This is a genomic window from Thermodesulfobacteriota bacterium (genome assembly GCA_040755095.1).
GTDB lineage: Bacteria > Desulfobacterota > Desulfobulbia > Desulfobulbales > JBFMBH01 > JBFMBH01.
Genome location: JBFMBH010000078.1, coordinates 1 through 19,831, shown reverse-complemented (window position 1 = coordinate 19,831; position 19,831 = coordinate 1). Strand labels below are relative to the sequence as shown.

The window sequence follows — 19,831 nt, the reverse complement described above, 5'->3', positions numbered from 1 at the left end:
CCCAGATGACCGCCGGTGCCCCGGCCTTCCAGGGCGGGGTCGCCTGGTGGGCGCATGTCGGCGGCTTTGTGGCCGGCATGGCGCTGCTCGGCGTTGTGCGGCCCGGCCGGCGGCCCGGATAGGCCGACTTTGCCCGGGTTGCCCGGGCACGAGGGATCTCTCATGATTCCCGGAATTCCCCTGTCTCCCATAGGGCCTATACGACCTATAGGACTCATGGGACTTATGGGAAGGATGGGAGTAAGGGGAGACAGCAAGGCCAGGGAGCATCGGATTCTTGCAGCTTCTCGATGACAGCATTGGCAGGCAGGCTTGGGCCCCGCCCGCGGGCCCAGGCTGAAGAGCGTTCAGGCAAGGGAGGAAGAGCCATGAGGACCGGCTGGATGGTGGCAAAGGCTTGGATGGCGATGGCAGTGGCTCTGTGGGGCCTGGGCTGGGCGGCGCCCGCCGGGGCGACCACCTGGGTCGGTGCCGCTGGTGACGGTCTGTGGACCAGCCCCGAGAACTGGGACACCCACGCCGTGCCGGGGCCTACCGACGACGTCATCCTGCCGGATTTGGGCTATTCCTACAATGTCGTCTACGACACCACCACCACCGTGGGCAGCCTGGGGGTGGAGGCCAACGCCTACCTGCGCCTTGAGGGGGGCACCCTCACCCTGGTGGCCGCCTCCCACATCGCCTCATTGGGCGGCCTGGAGCTGGGCAATGCCACCTTGGCCGGTAGCGCCGTGCTCCATGTTCAGGGCGCGCTGTATCTTGCGGGGGGCGTCATCGGCACCTTTCCTGCCGACGGTGGCGGCATCCTCATCGAGGCAGGAGGCAACCTCGAGCTGATTGGCGCTGCGCCCATGGCCATCCGGGGCGGCAAGACCATCGACAACTTCGGCACCATCCGCTGGAACGGTGCCGGCGACTGGCGCAGCGGCGACGGGGTGGTCATCAACAACCAGCCGGGCGGGGTCCTGCTCATCTGGTCCGAGGCCGGCGCTCTGAGCGGCGACTATTATGTCAACGGCCCCCCAATGACCATCAACAACGCCGGCCATCTGGCACGCCAGAATGGCACCGGCGCGGTCACCCTGGCCGCGGCCATCCAGAACACCGGCGATATCTGGGTGGAGACCGGCGAGCTGATCCTGGGCTCGACCACCAGCCACGCCAGCATCCTCATCGCCGACGCCGGTGCCCGGCTCACCCTGGCCGGCAGTCACACCTTCAACGACAACACGACGCTCATGGGGCCGGGGGTGTTCGCGGTGCCCGCCGGCTCCACCGTGGACCTGGCCGGGTCGAGTCGGCTGGAGGACTCCGCCGTCCTCGAGCTGGCCGGGGATCTCACCGGTGCCGGCACCCTGCGCCTTCTGGGCGATACCCTGTGGTCCGGCGGTGTCCGGGCCGGCACTGGGGTGCTGGACGTCCAGCCCGGCGCCCGGCTTGAGCTGGCCGGAGGCAGTGCCAAGGGCTTCCGGGGTGGCTGGACCATCGGCAACAGCGGCCTGGTCCTGGTGAGCGACAGCGGCGACATCCGCTTCGGCGAGGGTGCGGTGCTCCACAACCGGACCGACGGCCAAGTCCTGGTGCAGGCCGATGTCCAGTTCAATGGCAGCTACTTTCCCGGTGCTGCCTCCACCTGGCAGAACGAGGGCCTGCTCCTCAGGCGGGCCACTGCCGGCGTGGTGACGATCAACACCGCGGTGACCAACAGCGGCATCATCGAGGTGGACACAGGCACCCTGGCCTTCGCCGGTCCCTCCCTGGCCAATACCGGCGCCGGCGACATCCGGGGTACAGGCGTCATCGACATCAGCACGACCTCCTTCATCAACGATGCCGGCACCCGGCCTGGCAGCTCGCCCGGGGTCCTGACCTTTGTGGACCGGTGGGCGCAAGGGGCCGGCGGCACCCTGTTCATCGACCTGGCCGGCACCATTCCCGGCAGCAACGCCGACAACCACGACCAACTGGTGGCAAACGGTACCGCCACCCTGGCGGGCTCCCTGCAGGTGGACCTGCGCAACGGCTTTCTGCCCAGCCAGGGCGACACCTTCACGGTTGTCGCCGCCAGCAGCGTGGCCGGCGGTTTCGCCAATCTCCATCTGGCGCCCTTGCCTGAAGGTCTGGTCTGGACCCCGGTCCAGACCGCTGACGCCTTCGCCCTGCGGGTGGATGCCGCCATCGTCCAGCACCAGCTGGCGGTCCTGCGACCAGGCGGGGGCGCTGGCACGGTGACCAGCAGCCCGCCCGGCATCGACTGCGGCGCCACCTGCGAAGCCCTTTTCGACGCCGGCACGCCGGTGACCCTCACCGCCACGCCTCTCCCCGGCTCGGCCTTCGTGGGCTGGTCGGGCGGCGGCTGCACGGGCACCGGCGACTGCGTGGTGCCGCTCGCCGCCGACACCACTGTGAGCGCCGAATTCGTGCTGGTGCCCAGCCAGTGCCCATCGCCGGTGGTCTCCGGCGACCGCTCGGGCCTGTCGGGGACCACCCACGACCAGGCCTTTGACGGCGATACCGGCACCTATTTTGCCAGCAGCTACGACGACTGGCAGTACCTGGAGGTGGACTTCGGCTGTCCGGTGCAGCTCAACGGCCTGCGCCGCCATATGACCCGGGACGGGGTCGATGTCTCCGGCAACCGGGGGCCCCAGGGCGAGCGGATCTCCTACTCCCTGGATGGGGTCACCTGGACCGACTTTCTGGGCTCCACCACCACCGGCTGGGAATCCTTCACCAACTATGTGCCCCATGCCTGGCACTCGGTGACCTACGGCTGGTCGCCATGGCTGATGCTTGCCACGCCAGTGACCGTGCACAAGGTCCGCTTCGCCTGGGACGGCAACGCCGACGCCGTCAACGAGGTGGAGATCGACGCCGTGCCGCCGCCGCCCATCTCCTCCCTCTTCCTGCGGGGCCTGGAGGCGGACGGTCTGGGGGCCGCGGCCTGGAACGCCGACGGCTCAGGACCGGAGCCGGCGGCCGTCGGTCACGCCATCCCGCCGCCCTACAACACCTGCGGCAACCCCAATGCCTTCTACTACCTGGCCTCCCGGGACTACGGCGGCATCGATGCCGGCTCGCCGGGTGTGCTCCGCGGCCTCCTGCCCCTGGCCGGCTTCCCGGATTTTCTGGCCGCCCTGGCAGCTGGGAATTTCGCGGTCACGGATCTGAGCATGCGCTTCGGCCTCTCGACCCTGGGCGCCGATGTCCAGGGGGAGGACTGGACCCTTGCCGGCAGCTTCGAGTCCCGGCGTTACACCGGCGGCTTTTTCACCCTGCTCCTCAATGGCGAGCCCCTGGTGGGCGGCCCGATGCCGGACCTGTTCCTGGATATCGAGTACGCCGATCCGGCCAACTGCGGCGACGACGCCATCTTCGGCCGCACCGCCTTTGTCTTCCCTGCCGATCTGTCCGCTGGCAGCTCGCCGGCGGTGCAGGCGGCAGCGGCCGCCTTCCTGAGCGATCTGACCGCTACCACCGGCATCAAGCTCTTCTTCAGCGGCTTTCTGCCGGCGCCGGCGACCACCCTGTTCTCCGGTGCCGGCCGGGGCGGCGCCTTCTTCGAGGTCCAGAACGGCTACCTGGAGCTGGGCCCCCTGGCGGCCGCCGACCTGGAGGTGGGCAAAGTTGCCTGGAACGACCCGGTGGATGCCGGTGGCCAGCTGACCTATGAGGTCTGGGCCACCAACTACGGTCCGGACCTGGCCCGCAACGTGGTCCTGCTGGACAACCCGCCGGAGCCGTTGACGGGTGTGGAGTATTCCCAGGACGCCGGCGCCACCTGGAATCCGTGGCCGGGTCAGGTGCAATTGGGCGATATCGAGTCGGGCTTTTCCCGCAGCATCCTGCTCCGGGGTACAGTGCATGCCGGCGCCACTGACCCGCTGGTCAACGAGGCCTCGGCCGGCTCGGACACTGCCGATCCCAACCCGGCCAACAACAACGTCGTGCTGCCGGTTCAGGTCAATGCCAGCGCCAATCTCTTCATCGCCAAACACCCCTGGGACGATCCGGTGCCGGCCGGCAGCCAGCTCATCTATTCCATCGATGTCTTCAACGCCGGTCCGCTGGCCGCGCCCCATGTGCTGGTCAGCGACAGTGTGCCGCCGGCCCTGTTCACCCCCGAATACTCCCTGGATAACGGCAACACCTGGCTCCACTGGACCGGCGCCGTGGACCTGGGCACCGTCGACCCCGGCCTGTCGGCGGGACTGCTCCTGCGGGGCACGGTGGATCCCGGCTTCGCTGGCCAGCTGGCCAACTCGGCCTCGGTGCTCTCCGATCTTCCTGATCCGGACCTGGCTGGCAACGAGGCCTTCGCGGTGGTCCAGGTAGCGGGCGGCGCCGACCTGGTCATCGACAAGTGGCCCTGGGGGTCGCCGGTTACGGCCGGCGAGGAGCTGACCTTCTCCATCGAGGTCTACAACGACGGGCCCCAGAACGTCACCCAGGTGACGGTCACCGACCAGGTGCCGGCCGGCCTGCTCGATCCCGTCTACTCCCTGGACGGCGGCCTCACCTGGCTGCCCTGGCCCGCCTCCGACTCCCTGCCCCTGGGTGGCCTGGCTGCCGACGGCTCCAGTCTGGTCTTCCAGGTGCGGGGCACGGTGGAGCCGGGCATGGCCGGCCAGCTGGTCAATACCGCCTTGGTGGTCGCGGAGGTCGTGGATCCCAATCCGGCCAACAACACGGTGCACAGTGCGGTGACCGTAAATCCCATCAACGCCTGCCGGGCCACCTGGCATCTTCAGGGGCCGAGCCCGGGACTGACCGCCGGGGCCCTGTTGTGCAGCGCCACCGATGCCGGTGCGGTCCTGGCGGCCGGTCCCGGCGGCATCTTCCGGACCGCCGATGGCGGCGATTCCTGGGACTACCGCTCGTTGCGCTTCCGGGGTCCGGACGTGCTGGCCGATGGCAGCGCCTGCGGCCTTGGCTACCTGGCCGCCAACGGGAACGAGGTCTGGCAGTCCCTGGACAATGGCGCCACCTGGGCCTATCTTGCCGCCATGCCGGCCGGGATCGAGGCCATCCTGGTGGCGCCGGGCAGCTGCACCGTCTTTGTCGGCACCCAGGATGGGGTGTACACCTCCAGCGAGCTTTTCCGGCTCCCGGGTCTGGAGATCAAACGCCTGGCAGCCAGTGGCGGGGTGGTCCTGGCCGGCACCGACACCGCCGGCATCTTCCGGACCACCGACGATGGCCAGACCTGGACCCCCGCCGGCAGCGGGCTGGACAGCGGCAACGTCCAGGATCTGCTGGCGGCGGGCGGTCATCTCTATGCCGCCATCGTCGGCGGCGCCGGCCTTTACGCCAGCACGGATGCCGGCGTTTCCTGGACAGCGGCAGCGAGCGGGCTGCCGGAGACGGCGGAATTCCCTGGCGAGCGGGCGGTGACCCGGCTGGCCGCGGCCCCGGATGGCACCCTGTACGCCGCTGTGGCCACCACCGCCTATCCCGTGGCGGGCGCCGTGTACCAAAGCCTCGACCAGGGGGCCAGCTGGCACCCGGCCGGGGCCCTGCCCAACGGGCGGCTCGCCCACACCATGTGCGTGAGCACTGGTGGCGTTCTGTTCGCCGGCGGCGGCGGTGCCCTGGCCAGGACCGGCGACGGCGGCGCCCACTGGACCGATCTGAGTGGCCAGTTCCCCACCGTGCCCTTCGATAGCAGCCCCTTTGTCCAGGACGGCGCCGGCCGGCTGTTCATCGGCTCCAGGGGTGACGGTATCTACCGGAGCCTGGATGAGGGCGCCAGCTGGGCCCGGGCCGGCACCGGCGGCCCGGCCAGGGTCTCCGCCCTGCTGGTGGACGGGGCGGATCGGCTCTATGCCCTGAGCGACGATACCGGCGGGGTGTACCGGAGCCTGGACCACGGCGCGACCTGGGCCCTGGCCGCGGCCGGCCTGCCCACCAAGCCCGAGGTCGGTCTGCCGATCTTCCAGGATGGCGAGGCCCTGGCGAAGGATGGCAGCGGCCGTCTCTATGTCGGTCTGGACAACGGCACCGTCTACTTCAGCGACGACAGCGCGGCCAGCTGGCAGCCGGCCGCGCCACTCCCCTTTGTGGACGGTCCGGGCGAGATCCGGGCCCTGGCCGGTGGCCCGGCCAGCCAGGTGTTTGCTGCCGTGGAGCGGGAAGGCCTGTTCCGGAGCGATGATGGCGGCGCCACCTGGGTTTCGGTGCACAACGGCCTGCCTGCCTTCCCCAACGTGGTGGAGAACAGCTTCTTCCGGGATCCCCTGTCCGGGGACCTCTTTGTCGCCTTTTGGAACGGCGGCCTCTTCCGCACCGCCGACGCCGGCGTCACCTGGCAGGCCCTGGCCAAGCCCAACAACTGCGACGCCAGCTCCGTGGTCCGCGGCCGGGACGGCCGCCTGTTTGCCAGCGCCTGCGGCGGCTCGGTCTTTGTCAGCCTTGATGACGGCGCCAGCTGGCAGGAGATGAGCGACGGGCTGCTGCCCTACGACGACATCAACGGAATCAACCTCAGCCGGCTGTTCCTGAGCCGCAACAACCAGCTGCTGGCCGCGGCCCGCAGCGGCGGCATCTACCGGGCCGTGGTCTCGCCCCTGGTGCAGCCCTATCTCTTCACGGAGAACTGTCCAGCGGACAGTCCCTTGCCCTGCAACGGCTGGTTCCTGCGACGGGGGGTGACGGTGGATGATGCCTGCGGCCTGGGCGGCTACCAGGTCACCGGTGACTCGACCCCGGATCGGGCCGACGACGGCTTTGCGGCGCCGTCCCAGCAGTACCAGGGCCTGCCCGCCTACGGCGATTTCCTGCCCTACGACGGTTGGACCGGCCAGGTGGCCTTCACCGTCACCCCGCCCGGCGGCGCCAGCGCGGTGCACGTCAGCCACCAGCTGGACCACCCCGTCCAGCTGCCCTTGCCCACCGGCCTGGCGGTGACCGGGCCGGGCCTCACCCCCACCGTCTCCTTCGATACCCAGTCCGGGATGGCCGAGGGCTACCGCCTGCGCATCTGGGACGTCACGGACGGCGGCCGGTTCATGATCCACGCCACCGCGCCCCAGTACTTCCTGGGCGGGATGGAGCAGCCCGGCTCGGTGGCCTTCCCGGTGCCGGCTAACGTGCTCCGGGGCGGACGCCAGTACCTGTTCGAGGCCGAGGTCCTGGACCTCGACGAGCTGGAGGGCGCCGCCGCACCGTGGGAGATGGTGGAGAACCGCTCCGTCGCCTTCCTGCCCTACGATGTACCCCTGGCGACCATGCTCTTCACCGACCACCGGCCGGTCATCCCCGGCTTTGCCTCCTCGGGCTGGCTTCTGTTGCGGGGGCTTGCCCAGCCGGATCCGGACAGCCTCGTCTTCGACCAGGTCCTGGTGGATGGCGTCCCGGTGCCAGCCTCCACCTTCTGCCTGCCGGTCTATCTCGACGTCGCGCCCTACGACGGCAGCTGGACCGGCCAGGTGACGGTGACCGCCATCTCCCCCTCCGGCAGCCAGGTGAGCCTGCCCTCCCACAACCTGGACAAGCCGGTGCAGCTACCGCTGGCCGATGGCCTGGTCATCAACGACAGCCAACCCCTGGCCCCGAGCTTCTCCTTCAACACCCAGCCCGGGCTGGCGGAGAGCTACTGGCTGTGGGTCTTCGACACCACCAGCGGCACCCCATGCTGGATCTACGGCAGTGCCCAGACCTTCCTGCCGCCGGCAACCCCGCCGGCCGTGGTCTCCTTCCCGGTGCCCTCCGGCCTCCTGGCCTATGGCCACAGCTACCAGCTCTGGGCCGTGAGCGTCGATCTGGACCCGGATGACCTCAATGTCCCCCTCCAGGGGGCGGTGGAGAACCGCTCCATCAACTTCCTGGAGTACACCCCAGTGCCACCGGCCACCGGCGCCGACCTCGGGGTAGCCCTGGCCGACACCGCGGATCCGGTGGGCCCTGGCTCGCTCCTGGGCTATGTCATCACCGTGGCCAACGATGGCCCCGACCCGGCCGAGGCCGTGCAGCTGGCCGTCACCCCGGATCCCGCCCTCACCGGTCTCGCCTATGCCATGAATGGCCAGCCGCCGTGGAGCCCCTGGCCGGCGGGTGGCTCCCTGGACCTGGGCATCCTCGACCCGGGCGGCACCAGGGTCATCGTGCTCGGGGGCACGGTGGCGGCAGGCACCAGCGGCACCATGATCCTGACCGCCCAGGTGGCGAGCAGCACCAGCGATCCGGTGCCAGGCAACAACGCCGCCCAGGAGGACACCCTGGTGCTGCCGCCGCTTTTCGCTCTGAACGTCACAGTGAACGGTAACGGGGTGGTCCAGAGCACCGAGCCGGGCATCGACTGCGGCACCGACTGCACCGAGGACTTTCCGGCCGGCACCGATGTCACCCTCCAGGCCCAGGCCGCTGCCGGCGCCATCTTCGCCGGCTGGGGCGGCGCCTGTTCCGGCACCGGCGACTGCGTGGTGCACATGGACGCCCCCCAGACCGTGAGCGCGGAGTTCCGGAGCGGCGAGGTCTACGAGCCGGTGGCGAGCTGGGGGACGCCCGGCTCCGGCCAGGGCCAGCTGGACGGGCCCTGGAGCCTGGCCCTGGACCGGACCGGTCGCCTGTTCGTCACCGAGACCGGCAACAACCGGGTCCAGGTTTTCCGGACAAGCGATGGCTCCTCGCAGGGCTTCTGGGGTGCCCTCCATAACCCGCAAGGGGTGGCGGTCACCCCCGCCGGCGAGGTGATGGTCGTCGACACCCACTACGCCTGGATCGAGCGGTTCACACCGGATGGGACCTCGCTGGGTGGCTTCGGGGAGTTTGGCAGCGCTGATGGCCAGTTCGCCGACCCGGCCGGCGTGGCGATCCGACCCGACGGCCACTTCTACGTGGCGGACACCGACAACCACCGCATCCAGAAGTTCCTGGACGACTACACCCATTACACCTCCTGGGGCTCCCTGGGCACCGGGGAGGGGGAGCTGGACGCCCCTTATGACGTGGCCGTGGGGCCGGACGAAACGGTCTATGTGGCCGATACCAACAACCACCGGATCCAGCGGTTCGATGCCGTCGGCGGCTTTTTGGGCCAGTGGGGCGGATCCGGCTCCGCCAATGGCGAATTCCTCTATCCCAGCGGCATTGCCGTCGACGGTGCCGGCTACGTCTATGTGGCCGACAGCGGCAACAGCCGTATCCAGAAGTTCACGGCCGATGGCCTCTGGGTCGCCTCCTTCGGCACCTACGGTACTGGCCCCGGTGAGCTCAACGGGCCGGCGGACGTGGCGGTCGACCCGGCTGGCAACATCTATGTCAGCGACTACGGCAACAATCGCATCCAGACCTTCCGGCCGGCCAACGCGCCGAGCCGCACCCTCTCGGTAGCGAAGAGCGGCGCCGGCGCAGGCCGGGTGTGGACCGACCCGGCAGGCCTGGACTGCCCGGGGGCGTGCGCGGACGCCAGCGTCGCCTTCCCGGAAGGCAGCACCCTCACCCTTCATGCCCAGGCGGATCCTGGCTCCACCTTCCTGGGCTGGAGCGGCGATGCCTGCACTGGCAGCGGCGACTGTGTGCTGGCCATGACCGGCCATTGGGCGGTGGATGCCCGGTTCGAGCCGGCGGTCGATCCGCTGGCCCTGTTGCCGGCGGAGGACTGGCAGCCGGCCATCGCCACCTGCGATGCCTGGTCCAGCGCCGCCCTGCTCATGAACATCTACACCCTGGCCAACAGCGATCCCGGCCCGAAGGGCTTTTCCGTGGCCGCCACCAGCCCGTGGCTGGCGGTGGCGGTGGTGGACCCGGCGGGCGGCGGCCAGCTGAAGGGCATTGGCCTCAACGGCCGGCCGGCCAGCGCCACCGTGCCCGGCGGCGCCAGCTGGCTGGTGGTGCCTTTCCTGATGCCGCCGGCTTTTGATCTGGCCGCAGGCAGCCACCAGGACACCCTGACGGTCACCAACCACGCCCTGAGCCAGGTCTCCGCCACCCGCACCGTGACCCTGGCCGTGAGCGACCCGGCCCCGGCCCTGGCCGTCTCCTTGTATCCCGGCTTCGGCGATCTCGACGCCAGCGGACCGCGGGGAGGCCCCTTTGCGCCCGACGATCTTGCGGTCTATCAGGTGGAGAACACCGGCTGCCAGGCCCTGGATCTGACGGTGGCCAACACCGCCGCCTGGCTGCGCTTCTTCAAGCTGCCGCCGTTTGACCCGCCGGAGGGCTGGGCAGGTGGCGGCCAGCGCCTCTTCCGGCTCGAGCCCCGGGAACGGGCCTGGCTGGCGGTGCAGCTCGCCCCCAGCACCCGGACCTTGGCCGCGGGCCTCTATACCGACACCATCGAGCTGCTGAACGTGACCAACGGCCTTGGCAGCACGTCCCGGCCGGTGCAGCTGGCGGTGGGCGAATTTGCGGTGTCGCCCGAGGCGGTGCAGGTCGTGGGCGTGGGCCGCGAGGGCGGGACGTTCACCCCGGGCGCGGTCTCCTGGGAGCTGGCAAACGTCCGGCCCCAGGCCATGGACTGGACGGCGGCCAGCGACGTCCCCTGGCTGGATCTGGCGCCGGCGGGCGGCAGCGCCGTTGCCGGCACGCCGGTGCCGGTCACGGCCATTCTCAACGAGGGGGTCGGGCTGCTGTCCCACGGCGTCCATATGGGCAGCATCACCTTCACCGACACGGACACCGGCACCACCATCTTCCGCCAGGTGCGCCTGGATGTGCTGCCCAGCTTCGGCGCCCTGGAGGTGACCTCCCCGGCCGCTGGCCAGGTCCTGGCCTTCCGGCAGCAGGCCGGAGCAGTGGCGCCGGCGGTTCTGGAGGTTCAGTTGGCCAACCCCGGCGGCGAGGCCATCCTCTGGTCCGGCCAGCACGACAGCGCCTGGCTGCTGCTGAACCCGGACAGCGGCAGCCTGCCGCCGGGTGGCACGGTGACGGTGCATCTTACGGTGGATATTGCCGCCCTGCCGGCCACCGACGACGAGACCACCCTGGAATTCACCAACAACAGCAACGGCCAGGTGATCGGCGATTCCCAGCGGCTGGTCAGCCTGGCCGTGGCCTATTCCCTGCCGGACACCGGCCAGGATGCCTGCTTTGCCGCCAGCAGCACGCGGGTGGCCTGCAGCGATCCGGCAGCGCTGGCTGGCCAGGACGCCCAGTACCGGGCGCCGACGGCTGTCCTCCGGAAGCTGAACGCCCGTCTGGAGGAGGTGCCGGACAGCACCCCCTGGCCCGGCTTCCTCTTCGTCCATGACCGCAGCCAGGGCCTCCTGTGGGAGGTGAAGGCCGCCTCCGGCCAGGGTGGCTTCCAGGATCGGGAGGCGGTCTTTTCCGGCACCGCGGCCGGCTCCGGCTACCTGGCCCAGATGAACAGCCGGTACGGCCAGCTGGGGCTCGATCACTGGCAGCTGCCTGCCGTGGCCCAGCTCCGGAACATCGTCAACTACGGCGATTTCGGGCCGCTGCCGGACCGCTTCCGCACCGCCACCGGCAATGGCGCCAACGACTTCCGGTTCTTCCCCCATACCAAGGCCGACGCCTACTGGACCGGCGAGGCGGGGCCGGCGGCCAGCCAGCGCTTTGTCTACTTCGACGATGGGTCTGACTACTACGGCCCGGCCGACAGCCAAGCCTACGTGCGGGCCGTGCACGTCTATCCGCCGTCCGGTGGCACGCCACCCCTGACCGGGGAGCGGTTCCACGACAACGGTGACGGTACGGTGACCGACCTGCGCACCGGTCTGGTCTGGCAGAAGACCGGGATGCTGGAGGGAAGCTGGAGCCAGGCCCTGGCCGCCGCCGAGGCCCTGACCCTGGCCGGCCAGAGCGACTGGCGGCTGCCGGATGTCAAGGAGCTGGCAAGCCTTCTGGACTACGACAGCCTGGGGCCCAAGGCCATGGATCCGCTTTTCGTCCATCCCGCCGGCGCCCGGGCCCAGGCCCTCTACTGGAGCAGCACCACCAGCGAGCGCACACCCGCCGAGGCCTACTTCGTGCGCTTCGACCACGACGGCGAGTACGTGTATGCCGCGGGCAAGGACCGGACCCTCTATGTCCGGGCGGTGCGGGGCGTCAAGGACCGGTGATGGTGGGCGGGATGTTCCATAGCCCGGTGGCCGCGGCCGCGGGGGACGTCGGGCGGGGATCACCTCGGAAAGGGGCGACGCATGCGTCGTCCTTCAGGGGCCGGATTCCCATCCCGGTCCGGCGTTGCGCCTGGGCGAGGGGCCGGGTGCGGGGGCGGGGATGATGCGGCGGCCGCCCCTCCTGACCGATGACGGCATCCTGGCCTGCCGGCCCGAGGACGAGCCGATCTTGAATGAGGCCCTGGGGGTGCCGCAGCTGCCGGCGGTGATGCGCCTGGAGGAGACCAGCGACACCTTGCGGGGCCTGTTGCGGGATCTGGTGGCGGCCGGCAGCCTGCGGGAGCGCTGCTGGCTCATCGGCCGCTCCGGCCATTCCCAGGTGGGGCTGGACGTGGAGCTGGGGGAGGGGGAGCCGGTGATCCATACCGGCCGGCGGCTGGTGGAGCTGCCCATCCTCTTGTCCTCCCTCAACCGCCGGATCCCGGACACCCTGTTCGCCGAGCTGCGGAATCTGTGTGACCGCCAGGCCCGGCTCACCGTGGCCCGGCTGTTCATCCCCCTGAGCGAGCCCCTGGGCCAGGTGGAGGTGGAGGCGGCCATCGCCCAGCATCACCTCCTCCTGCCGGACCGGGCCCGCATCGACGGTGACGGCACCGTCCGGCTGCCGCTGGAGAACATCCGCTACCTTCTGTCCACCACCCTGCTCACCGCAGGCAGCAACGCCCAGCATGTGCTCTTGCAGAGCAAGGAGGCCCTGGGCCTGATCCAGCATCCCTCCTGCTACGGCCTGCCGGCCCAGCTGGAGCCCGGCGAGTTCCTGGTCTCGGCGGTGCACATCTCCCTGGGGCCGTATCTGGCCCTCATTGAGCGCCAGCTCAACCATCCGGAGGTGTTCCACCTGGCGGCCCGGCTCCTGGACGGGGTGCGCACCACCGGCATCCAGGTGCCGCGGCAGGTGGAGCTCTTCCACAGCGGCGACGAGGCCATCCCCACCGGCCGGCTGGAGGTGCGGCTGCGGCTCTATCCGGCGGATGCCGACACCGCCCGGGTGGCCAGCCGGGTCTTTGCCGCCGGCCGGCCGGAGCGGATCATCCGGGACGGGGTGGACTTTGCCGATGCCACCGACATCTTCAAGCTGCCGGTGGCCGAGGCGCTCCTGGCTGGCCTCTCCCGGGCGCCTGGCGAGCGGGGTGCCCACGGCCGTATCGTTGGCCGCAACCGCTCGGTGGAGATCCCCCGGGAGCTGGAGGAGGGGGAGTGGCACGAGCAGGCCCAGAACCGGATCATCTACGAGGTGGTGCGGGGCACCATCCCCTTCGGTGTGCACAAGGGCGGCGAGATCCCCCTGGAGCTGCGGGCCTTTGTGGACAACCTCGAGTCGGTGGGCGGGGCCCAGGAGCTGCGCAAGGTCTTTGTCAGCCACCACTTCCCGGTTACCGACACCCTCCGGGTCCTCAAGCGCAACAACGTCGGGGTCTTCGTCGCCCGCTCCATCCAGGAGGAGGGGGTGGCCATGAACGGCCTGCCGGCGGCGGGAGGGCCCAACATCTATTTTGGCCAGACCACCTACGAGACCTTCTGCGACCTGGCGGAGCGGGACGGGGTGCGCTTCTACATGCTGTTCGGCGAGGGGGAGGACGCCCATGTCCGGGAGTTCTTCCAGGGCTTCTGGGTGACCCGGGGCGCCAAGGAGCATCTGGCCGAGCTGCAGATGGTGGTGGCCATGTACGGCTCCCACGTGGAGGGCACCGAGCAGGTGCTCACCCAGGAGATCGAGACCTTTCTGGCCGAGCTGAACGAGATGCGGGAGATCGCCGGCCGCTTCGCGGTGTGCCACGGCGCCGGCCCGGGGGTGATGCGCATCGCCGACGAGGCGGCGGAGGGCCTGGACATCCTCCGGATCGGCATCGGCATCGATTCCGAGAAGATCGGCCAGAAGGCCAACCTGCGGCCGCCGGTGATGGTCAACTTCCGCAACTCCGCCCGCCACCTGCGCCAGAACCTCCTGGACCGGGTCTCCTTGTGCAAGATCTACAACATCGGGGGCTTAGGCACCCTGGAGGAGCTTTTGATCTCCATCACCAACCTGAAGCTCTTCCAGAGTCTGCCGGCGCCCCACATCTTCGTCGATCCCTTCGGCCTGGGCCAGGGCGGCGAGCACCTGTGGACCTTCATCCTCCGGCAGCTGGCCATCTCGGCCGGCCTGCAGAAGATCGGCACCCAGGCCGTGCGCCTGGCGCCCGCCTGGGTGCCGGACTTCTGCCATCCGGTGAAGAACTACCAGGAGGCCCTGGGCATCATCACCACCTTCCTGCGGGACCCCATTGCCTACTGGAGCCGTACCGGCATCCCGGAGACCGGCCTTCTGGCCGCGGCGGAGAACACCCGCCGCCACCGCCTGGCCCTGCCCAAGACCATCCGCGACGCCATCGAGGTCCTGGCCGCCCGGCAGGGCGCCCCCTGGAGCGACTGATCCCGCCCTCATGCCCCGTCAATCTTCGCCTCCGGAGCTGCTGGCGCCGGCCGGCTCTGTCGCCGCCTTCCAGCAGGCGGTGGCCCGGGGCGCCGACGCCATCTACGTCGGCGTGCCGGGTCTCAACGCCCGCGCCCTGGCCAAGGACATCACGCTGGCCGATTTTGCGGCCCTGGTGGCCTACGGCCACGAGCGCGGGGTCAAGGTCTACGCCGCTATGAACAGCCTGGTGCGCCAGGAGGAGCTGGCAGTGGCGGCGGAGCTTCTGGCCATCCTGGACGGCATCGGCATCGACGCCGTCATCCTCCAGGATCTGGGCCTCTACCGCCTGGCCCGCCGGGGCTTCCCGGGCCTGCGCATCCACGCCAGCACCCTCATGACCGCCCACAACTCGCTGGCGGTGCAGCAGCTGGCCGCCATGGGCTTTGCCCGGGTAGTCCTGGCCCGGGAGATGACCATCGAGGAGATACGATCGGTCCGGTCCCGGACCGCCGTGGAGCTGGAGGCCTTTGTCCACGGCGCCATGTGCTTCAGCTACTCGGGGCTGTGCCTCTTCTCCTCCTTTCTGGGCGGCAAATCGGGCCTCCGGGGCCGTTGTGTGCAGCCCTGCCGCCGCCGCTACCGCTGGGCCGGCGGCCGGGGCGGCGCCGAGGGCGGCTACTTCCTGTCCATGCACGATCTGTGCGGCCTCGATCTCCTGCCGCAGCTGGCCGCCGCCGGCGTGGGCTCCCTCAAGATCGAGGGCCGCATGCGCAGCGCCAGCTACGTGGGCGCCGTGGTGGCCGCCTACCGCCTGGCCCTGGACGCCGCGCCCGGCGACCAGGCCGCCCTGGCCGAGGCCAAGGCGCTCCTGGCCGAGGCCTTGGGCCGCAAGAGCACCTCCGGCTTCTTTGCCTCGCCGTCCCCGCCGGAGATCATCAACCCCGGCCATTCCGGCAACATCGGCCGCTTCCTGGGCCAGGTCCGGGAGGCCCGGTCCGGCAGCTTGCGTCTCTGTCTGCGCCTGGATCTGGCGGTTGGCGACCGGGTGCGGCTCCACCAGGAGGATTCCGGCGAGCGCCAGGCCTTCACCGTCCGGGATCTGCGGCTGGACGGCCGGCCGGTTTCCCAGGCCCCGGCCGGCGCCTCGGTCAGCCTGACTGCCACCCATCCGGCCCGGCCCGGCGACAGCCTCTATCTGGTGGACCGGGCCGCGGGCCGGCTCCTGGGGGAGGGGGCCGGGGTGGACAGCGCGGCCTTTGGCCGGCGGCGTCTGGAGAAGCTCGTGGACCGGGCACACCTCGCGCGCCTCCTGGCCGAGGTGGCGGCACCGGCCCCCTCCCGGCCGGCCCGGCGTCTCGCCTTCTGGCTGCGGGCCGACGGCCTCCCCCCCGGCCGCCGCCGGCTGCCGGTCCAGACCAGCCGCCGCATCGTCACCCTGACCCTGGACCCCGGGAGTCACCGGCTGCCCAAGGCCGATCCTGGCCTGGTCATCGCCCTGCCGCCGGTCATTCTGGAGCCCCAGGTGGAGGGCTATCGCCAGGCCGTGTCCCGGCTGCTGCGCGCCGGCCAGCGCCGCTGGCAGATCGGCCATATTGGCCAGTTGCAGCTTTTCATCGGCCAGCCGGTGGAGATCATGGGCGACTTTACCCTGAACGTTCTCAACAGCGGCAGCCTTCACACCCTGAAGGATCTGGGCGTGGGCGCGGTCCAGGCCTCTTTGGAAACCGACCGGGACAACCTGGCCGCCCTCCTCGCCGCCAACCCGGGCCTGGCCGTAGGCCTTACCCTCTTCGGCCGGCCCGCCCTGTGCACCGCCCGGGCCGCCCCCGCCTGGTTCCGGTACGGCGTGCCCATGATCAGCCCCAAGGGCGAGGAGCTCGTCCTCCAGCGCCGCCGCGGCCTGGTCTTCGTGCACAGCCGCCGGCCCCTCTCCCTGCTCGCCGAGCTGCCGGACCTCGAAGGCCTGGGCCTGGACTACGGGGTCCTGGATCTGACCGCCATGGGGCCCGGCGGCGAGGAGGAGCTGACCCAGGCCCTGGCCGCCAAAGGCCAGGGCCTGCGGGGGGCCACCACCTTCAACTTCCGGGGCCGGCTGCTCTGAAGAAGGAGGACGGCCCGGCGCTTGACGGGCAGGAGCCCCGGGCGGTAAGAATGAACCGGTGGGCTCAACTGGTAGCGCATTGCATCGTGCGCCTCAAGCAGGAATAGTCCAACAGTCTACGCTATTGTTCTGCCCGTTAGCTCAACGTTGGCAAGGGAGATCCGCAATTGAAAACCAGCAGGCGCGCGAAGAAGAGCGGTATGGTGTTTCCCAACAGGAAGATATCGGAAACGTTCCTTGATTTTTCTTCACCACTATTGGGCATGTTGGATGGTGTTGCGGCAAAGGGGGAGATCGAGAAGGTTCTCATCATTACCTACACGGTATGGAACGCGGTTGTGATGGATGAAGTTAACAATACAGATTATGTAGCGAGACTTCGCGCGTCAACCAAACACGATCTGCTGGTGTCTGCGCTGATTGAGCAGTTCATTGCACGAAAGAAGGAGCTTTTTCCGGACGATCTTCGAATGGTCGGCGAGTATAGCGTCACGCTGGACGGACGCGAATGGCGTCTCCATGCCGACGCGAGAGATCCATCGTCGATTCGGTGAGGTCATTGGATCGTGCCAGGATTGACTCCTGTTTTCAGCTCCCTGGCTTGGCGGAGCCAGTCGCACAGCGGGCGACCAGCACACGGGATGCTCTCCAGAAGACTGGCTCAGGCTCCGCGCCTGTTGCGGCCATCATCAGGCTGGAATGAGGTGGATGTATGATCTGGACGATCAGGGTTGACTTGCTGTCCGGTGCCGGTATCGCGGATGACTGGGCGGCAACCATTGAAATCGATTCCAAATCGACCCTCGAAGACCTGCATTTTGCGATTCAGAATGCGGTTTGCTTTGACAATGACCACTTGTACGAGTTCTTTGTTGCAAGAACCGACAGAAGCCGGGACCGGGTTCGTTATGACGAGGAGAACGCTGACATATTTATGAGCCTGGAGAGCCTGTTTCCACTCCCGCAAAACAAGAAGATGTATTACCTCTTCGACTACGGCGACAGCTGGTTGTTCAGGATCAGCAGGGTTCGTTGTGCCCCCAAGGAGCCGAAGCAAGGTGAGAAATATCCAAGAATGGTTGGCGAATCGGGAGTCAAGCCGCAGCAATATCCGGAATGGGATGCCTAGCCCACACCGAACTGGTTGCCTGGTGAATATGAGGAGAACCAGGAGAGCCATTCCGGGCAGAGCAGGCACCGACCCCAAGACACGGTTCACCGAGGGAGTGCCAGGGGGCATACGTGGAAAACCTTCTGTACATCGTCTGGCAGCCAGGCCATGAAATCGGGATCCCGATTGTCGACGAGCAGCACCGGGGCATCGTCTCCACGATCAACTCCTTCTACTACTTCTTCCAGAGGGGTGATGCGGCCACGGTCTACAAGCCGACGCTGGACGTCCTGCACCACTACGCCGCCCTCCACTTCTCCACCGAGGAGGCGCTCATGCGGGCAGCCGGTTATCAGTCAATGGGCGAGCACGTAGCCCTGCACAGCCGTTTTGCGGATCAGGTCCATGCCATGACCGTGCACCGCACGCATGAGGGCGACGTCGAGGATCTGCTGGTCTTTCTGCGGAAATGGTGGCTGGGGCACATCAGCAATGAGGACCGCAAGTACGCCGCCGTGGTCAGAAAGCACCTGGATCTGCTCTGATCGCTGGTGCTCATTCTCCCGGTGCTGGTCTGGCTGGCCCTCCGGCTCGTCCCCGAGGCGCTCCTTGAGGAGCACCGGAGCCGCGGCGTCTCGTGATCTATCCCTTCTTGCTTCTCTGTTCCGGCGGGCCAGCCGTGGCACCGAAGGCCGGGCCCAGGTCGATGTCCAGTCCGGGCAGGATGGTGACCGGGATCGGCTCCGCCCAGGCCCGGTAGGTCCTGGCCTCGTACCGGCCATCCTCCCGGAGCAGATGCACGGTCACGGCCTTCTCGTCCGGGGAGACGATCCAGTATTCCCGCACCCCGTGCTCCTGGTAGAGCGCCAGCTTGGTGATGCAGTCCCGCACCGCGGTGGCGGGGGAGAGGATCTCGATGACGAAGTCGGGCGCGCCTTTGCAGCCGTGCTCGTCGATCCTGGCCGGGTCGCAGACCACGACGATGTCCGGCTGGACCACCGTGTCCGTCTCGTCGTCGTCGGCATCGGGCTGGGCCAGCCGCACGTCGAAGGGAGCGAAGAACACCTCGCAGTCCCGGCCGGTGAGGAACATGGCGATCTGCTTGTACATCTCCCCGGCCAGGCGCTGGTGGCGGGTCGAGGGCGCCGGCGTCATGCAGAAGGGAACGCCCGCGATCAGCTCCCAGCGTTCATCCTCCGACCAGGTGCGGTAGTCGCGGTACGTGAAGCCCTCGTGTTTGCGCAAAGGTAGTGCCATGGCTGGTGCCCTCCGGACGTGACCGTTCGCTGCCGCAGTCCCGGCTCCACCTTAGCCAATGGGCGCGCAGGGCGTCAAGGAGCGGGCGCCCGGCCAGCCGGACCCAGCCAAGTCCTCTGCTCCGGCGCGGCATGGCCGGCCCCGGCCTTTTCGGATGGGGGCGAGGCGGCGGCCAGGGCCTGCACCCGGTCTGCCAGGCGCTCGGCGGCAAAGACCAGGGACTCGAGATCAAGAACCTCCAGCACCCGGCGGTCGAAGAGGATCTTGACCCGGGCGGCAAAGCCCTCCTCCGGCTCCGGCGCCCAGTAGAGCACCAGAAGCGGCAGCCGGGGCAGGACCGGGATGATCATGGCTGCGGTGGCGGTGGGGTCGTCCTGGGGCCGGCCGTCCAGGGCCTGGGCCAGGACGACAAGCCGCTCCGCGGCCAGGCTGGCAAACAGCTCGGCCAGCCTTTCCTCGCCGTAGGTGCGCAGGGTCTTGATCTTGGAGATCGAGCTGGGCAGGCTCTCCATCCCCACCCAATCCTGCCGGGGCGCCGCAGCACCGCCGCCCGCCACGTAGTTGCACAGCAGGATCTGGTCCCGGGGATCCTCCGGCTCCCTGCCGTCCAAAAGGAGGCCTGCCCGGCCCAGGAGCACCTCCTGGCCCAGGTAGCGGAAGCGGAGGCCGGCCGCACCGGCATCCCAGCGGCAGCCCAGGGCCGCGGCCAGGGCGGCCAGGTCCAGGGCCACGACCTTGGCCCGCAGCTGGTGCGCCAGCTGCCGCTCCTGGTCAGGAGGGGGTCCTGCCTCCCGGCCCAGCCCGGCGGGCAGGGCCGCCAGGTCGAGATGGGGGCAGGCCTGGGGCCGGGCGCCGCCCCGGGTCACCGCCACGGCAAAGGCCAGGCA

Annotated in this window: 9 protein-coding genes; 7 read left to right on the top strand and 2 right to left on the bottom strand. The window is 69.2% G+C overall.

The window, feature by feature from the left end:
* The first annotated feature begins 5 nt into the window (after positions 1-5).
* The 7 genes from AB1634_12215 (at position 6) to AB1634_12185 (ending at position 18,232) form a co-directional block, all read left to right on the top strand.
* The gene (locus tag AB1634_12215; protein MEW6220282.1) at positions 6-122 is read left to right on the top strand and encodes a rhomboid family intramembrane serine protease; all 117 of its coding nucleotides are present in this window, start codon (positions 6-8) and stop codon (positions 120-122) included.
* 285 nt (positions 123-407) lie between these two features.
* The gene (locus tag AB1634_12210; protein MEW6220281.1) at positions 408-12,020 is read left to right on the top strand and encodes a DUF1566 domain-containing protein; all 11,613 of its coding nucleotides are present in this window, start codon (positions 408-410) and stop codon (positions 12,018-12,020) included.
* A 160-nt stretch (positions 12,021-12,180) separates the two neighbouring features.
* On the top strand, positions 12,181-14,493 hold the full coding sequence (locus AB1634_12205; protein MEW6220280.1) for a Rossmann fold nucleotide-binding protein: 2,313 nt from the start codon (positions 12,181-12,183) through the stop codon (positions 14,491-14,493).
* A 10-nt stretch (positions 14,494-14,503) separates the two neighbouring features.
* A complete protein-coding gene (locus tag AB1634_12200) occupies positions 14,504-16,576 on the top strand; it encodes a peptidase U32 family protein (protein ID MEW6220279.1) in 2,073 nt (690 codons plus the stop codon).
* A gap of 167 nt (positions 16,577-16,743) precedes the next feature.
* Positions 16,744-17,130, top strand: coding sequence for a hypothetical protein (locus tag AB1634_12195; protein ID MEW6220278.1), 387 nt, complete (start codon positions 16,744-16,746; stop codon positions 17,128-17,130).
* Positions 17,131-17,288: 158 nt separating this feature from the next.
* Positions 17,289-17,705, top strand: coding sequence for a hypothetical protein (locus tag AB1634_12190; protein MEW6220277.1), 417 nt, complete (start codon positions 17,289-17,291; stop codon positions 17,703-17,705).
* 113 nt (positions 17,706-17,818) lie between these two features.
* Positions 17,819-18,232, top strand: coding sequence for a hemerythrin family protein (locus tag AB1634_12185; protein ID MEW6220276.1), 414 nt, complete (start codon positions 17,819-17,821; stop codon positions 18,230-18,232).
* Between the two features lie 97 nt (positions 18,233-18,329).
* On the opposite strand, the gene AB1634_12180 is transcribed toward AB1634_12185, so the two are convergent.
* Both AB1634_12180 and AB1634_12175 read right to left on the bottom strand, forming a co-directional pair.
* Complete coding sequence (locus tag AB1634_12180) at positions 18,330-18,944, bottom strand: Uma2 family endonuclease (protein MEW6220275.1); 615 nt, start codon at positions 18,942-18,944, stop codon at positions 18,330-18,332.
* Between the two features lie 74 nt (positions 18,945-19,018).
* Positions 19,019-19,831 (bottom strand): DUF3786 domain-containing protein (locus tag AB1634_12175; GenBank protein MEW6220274.1); only part of this gene is annotated, 813 nt, incomplete at its 5' end.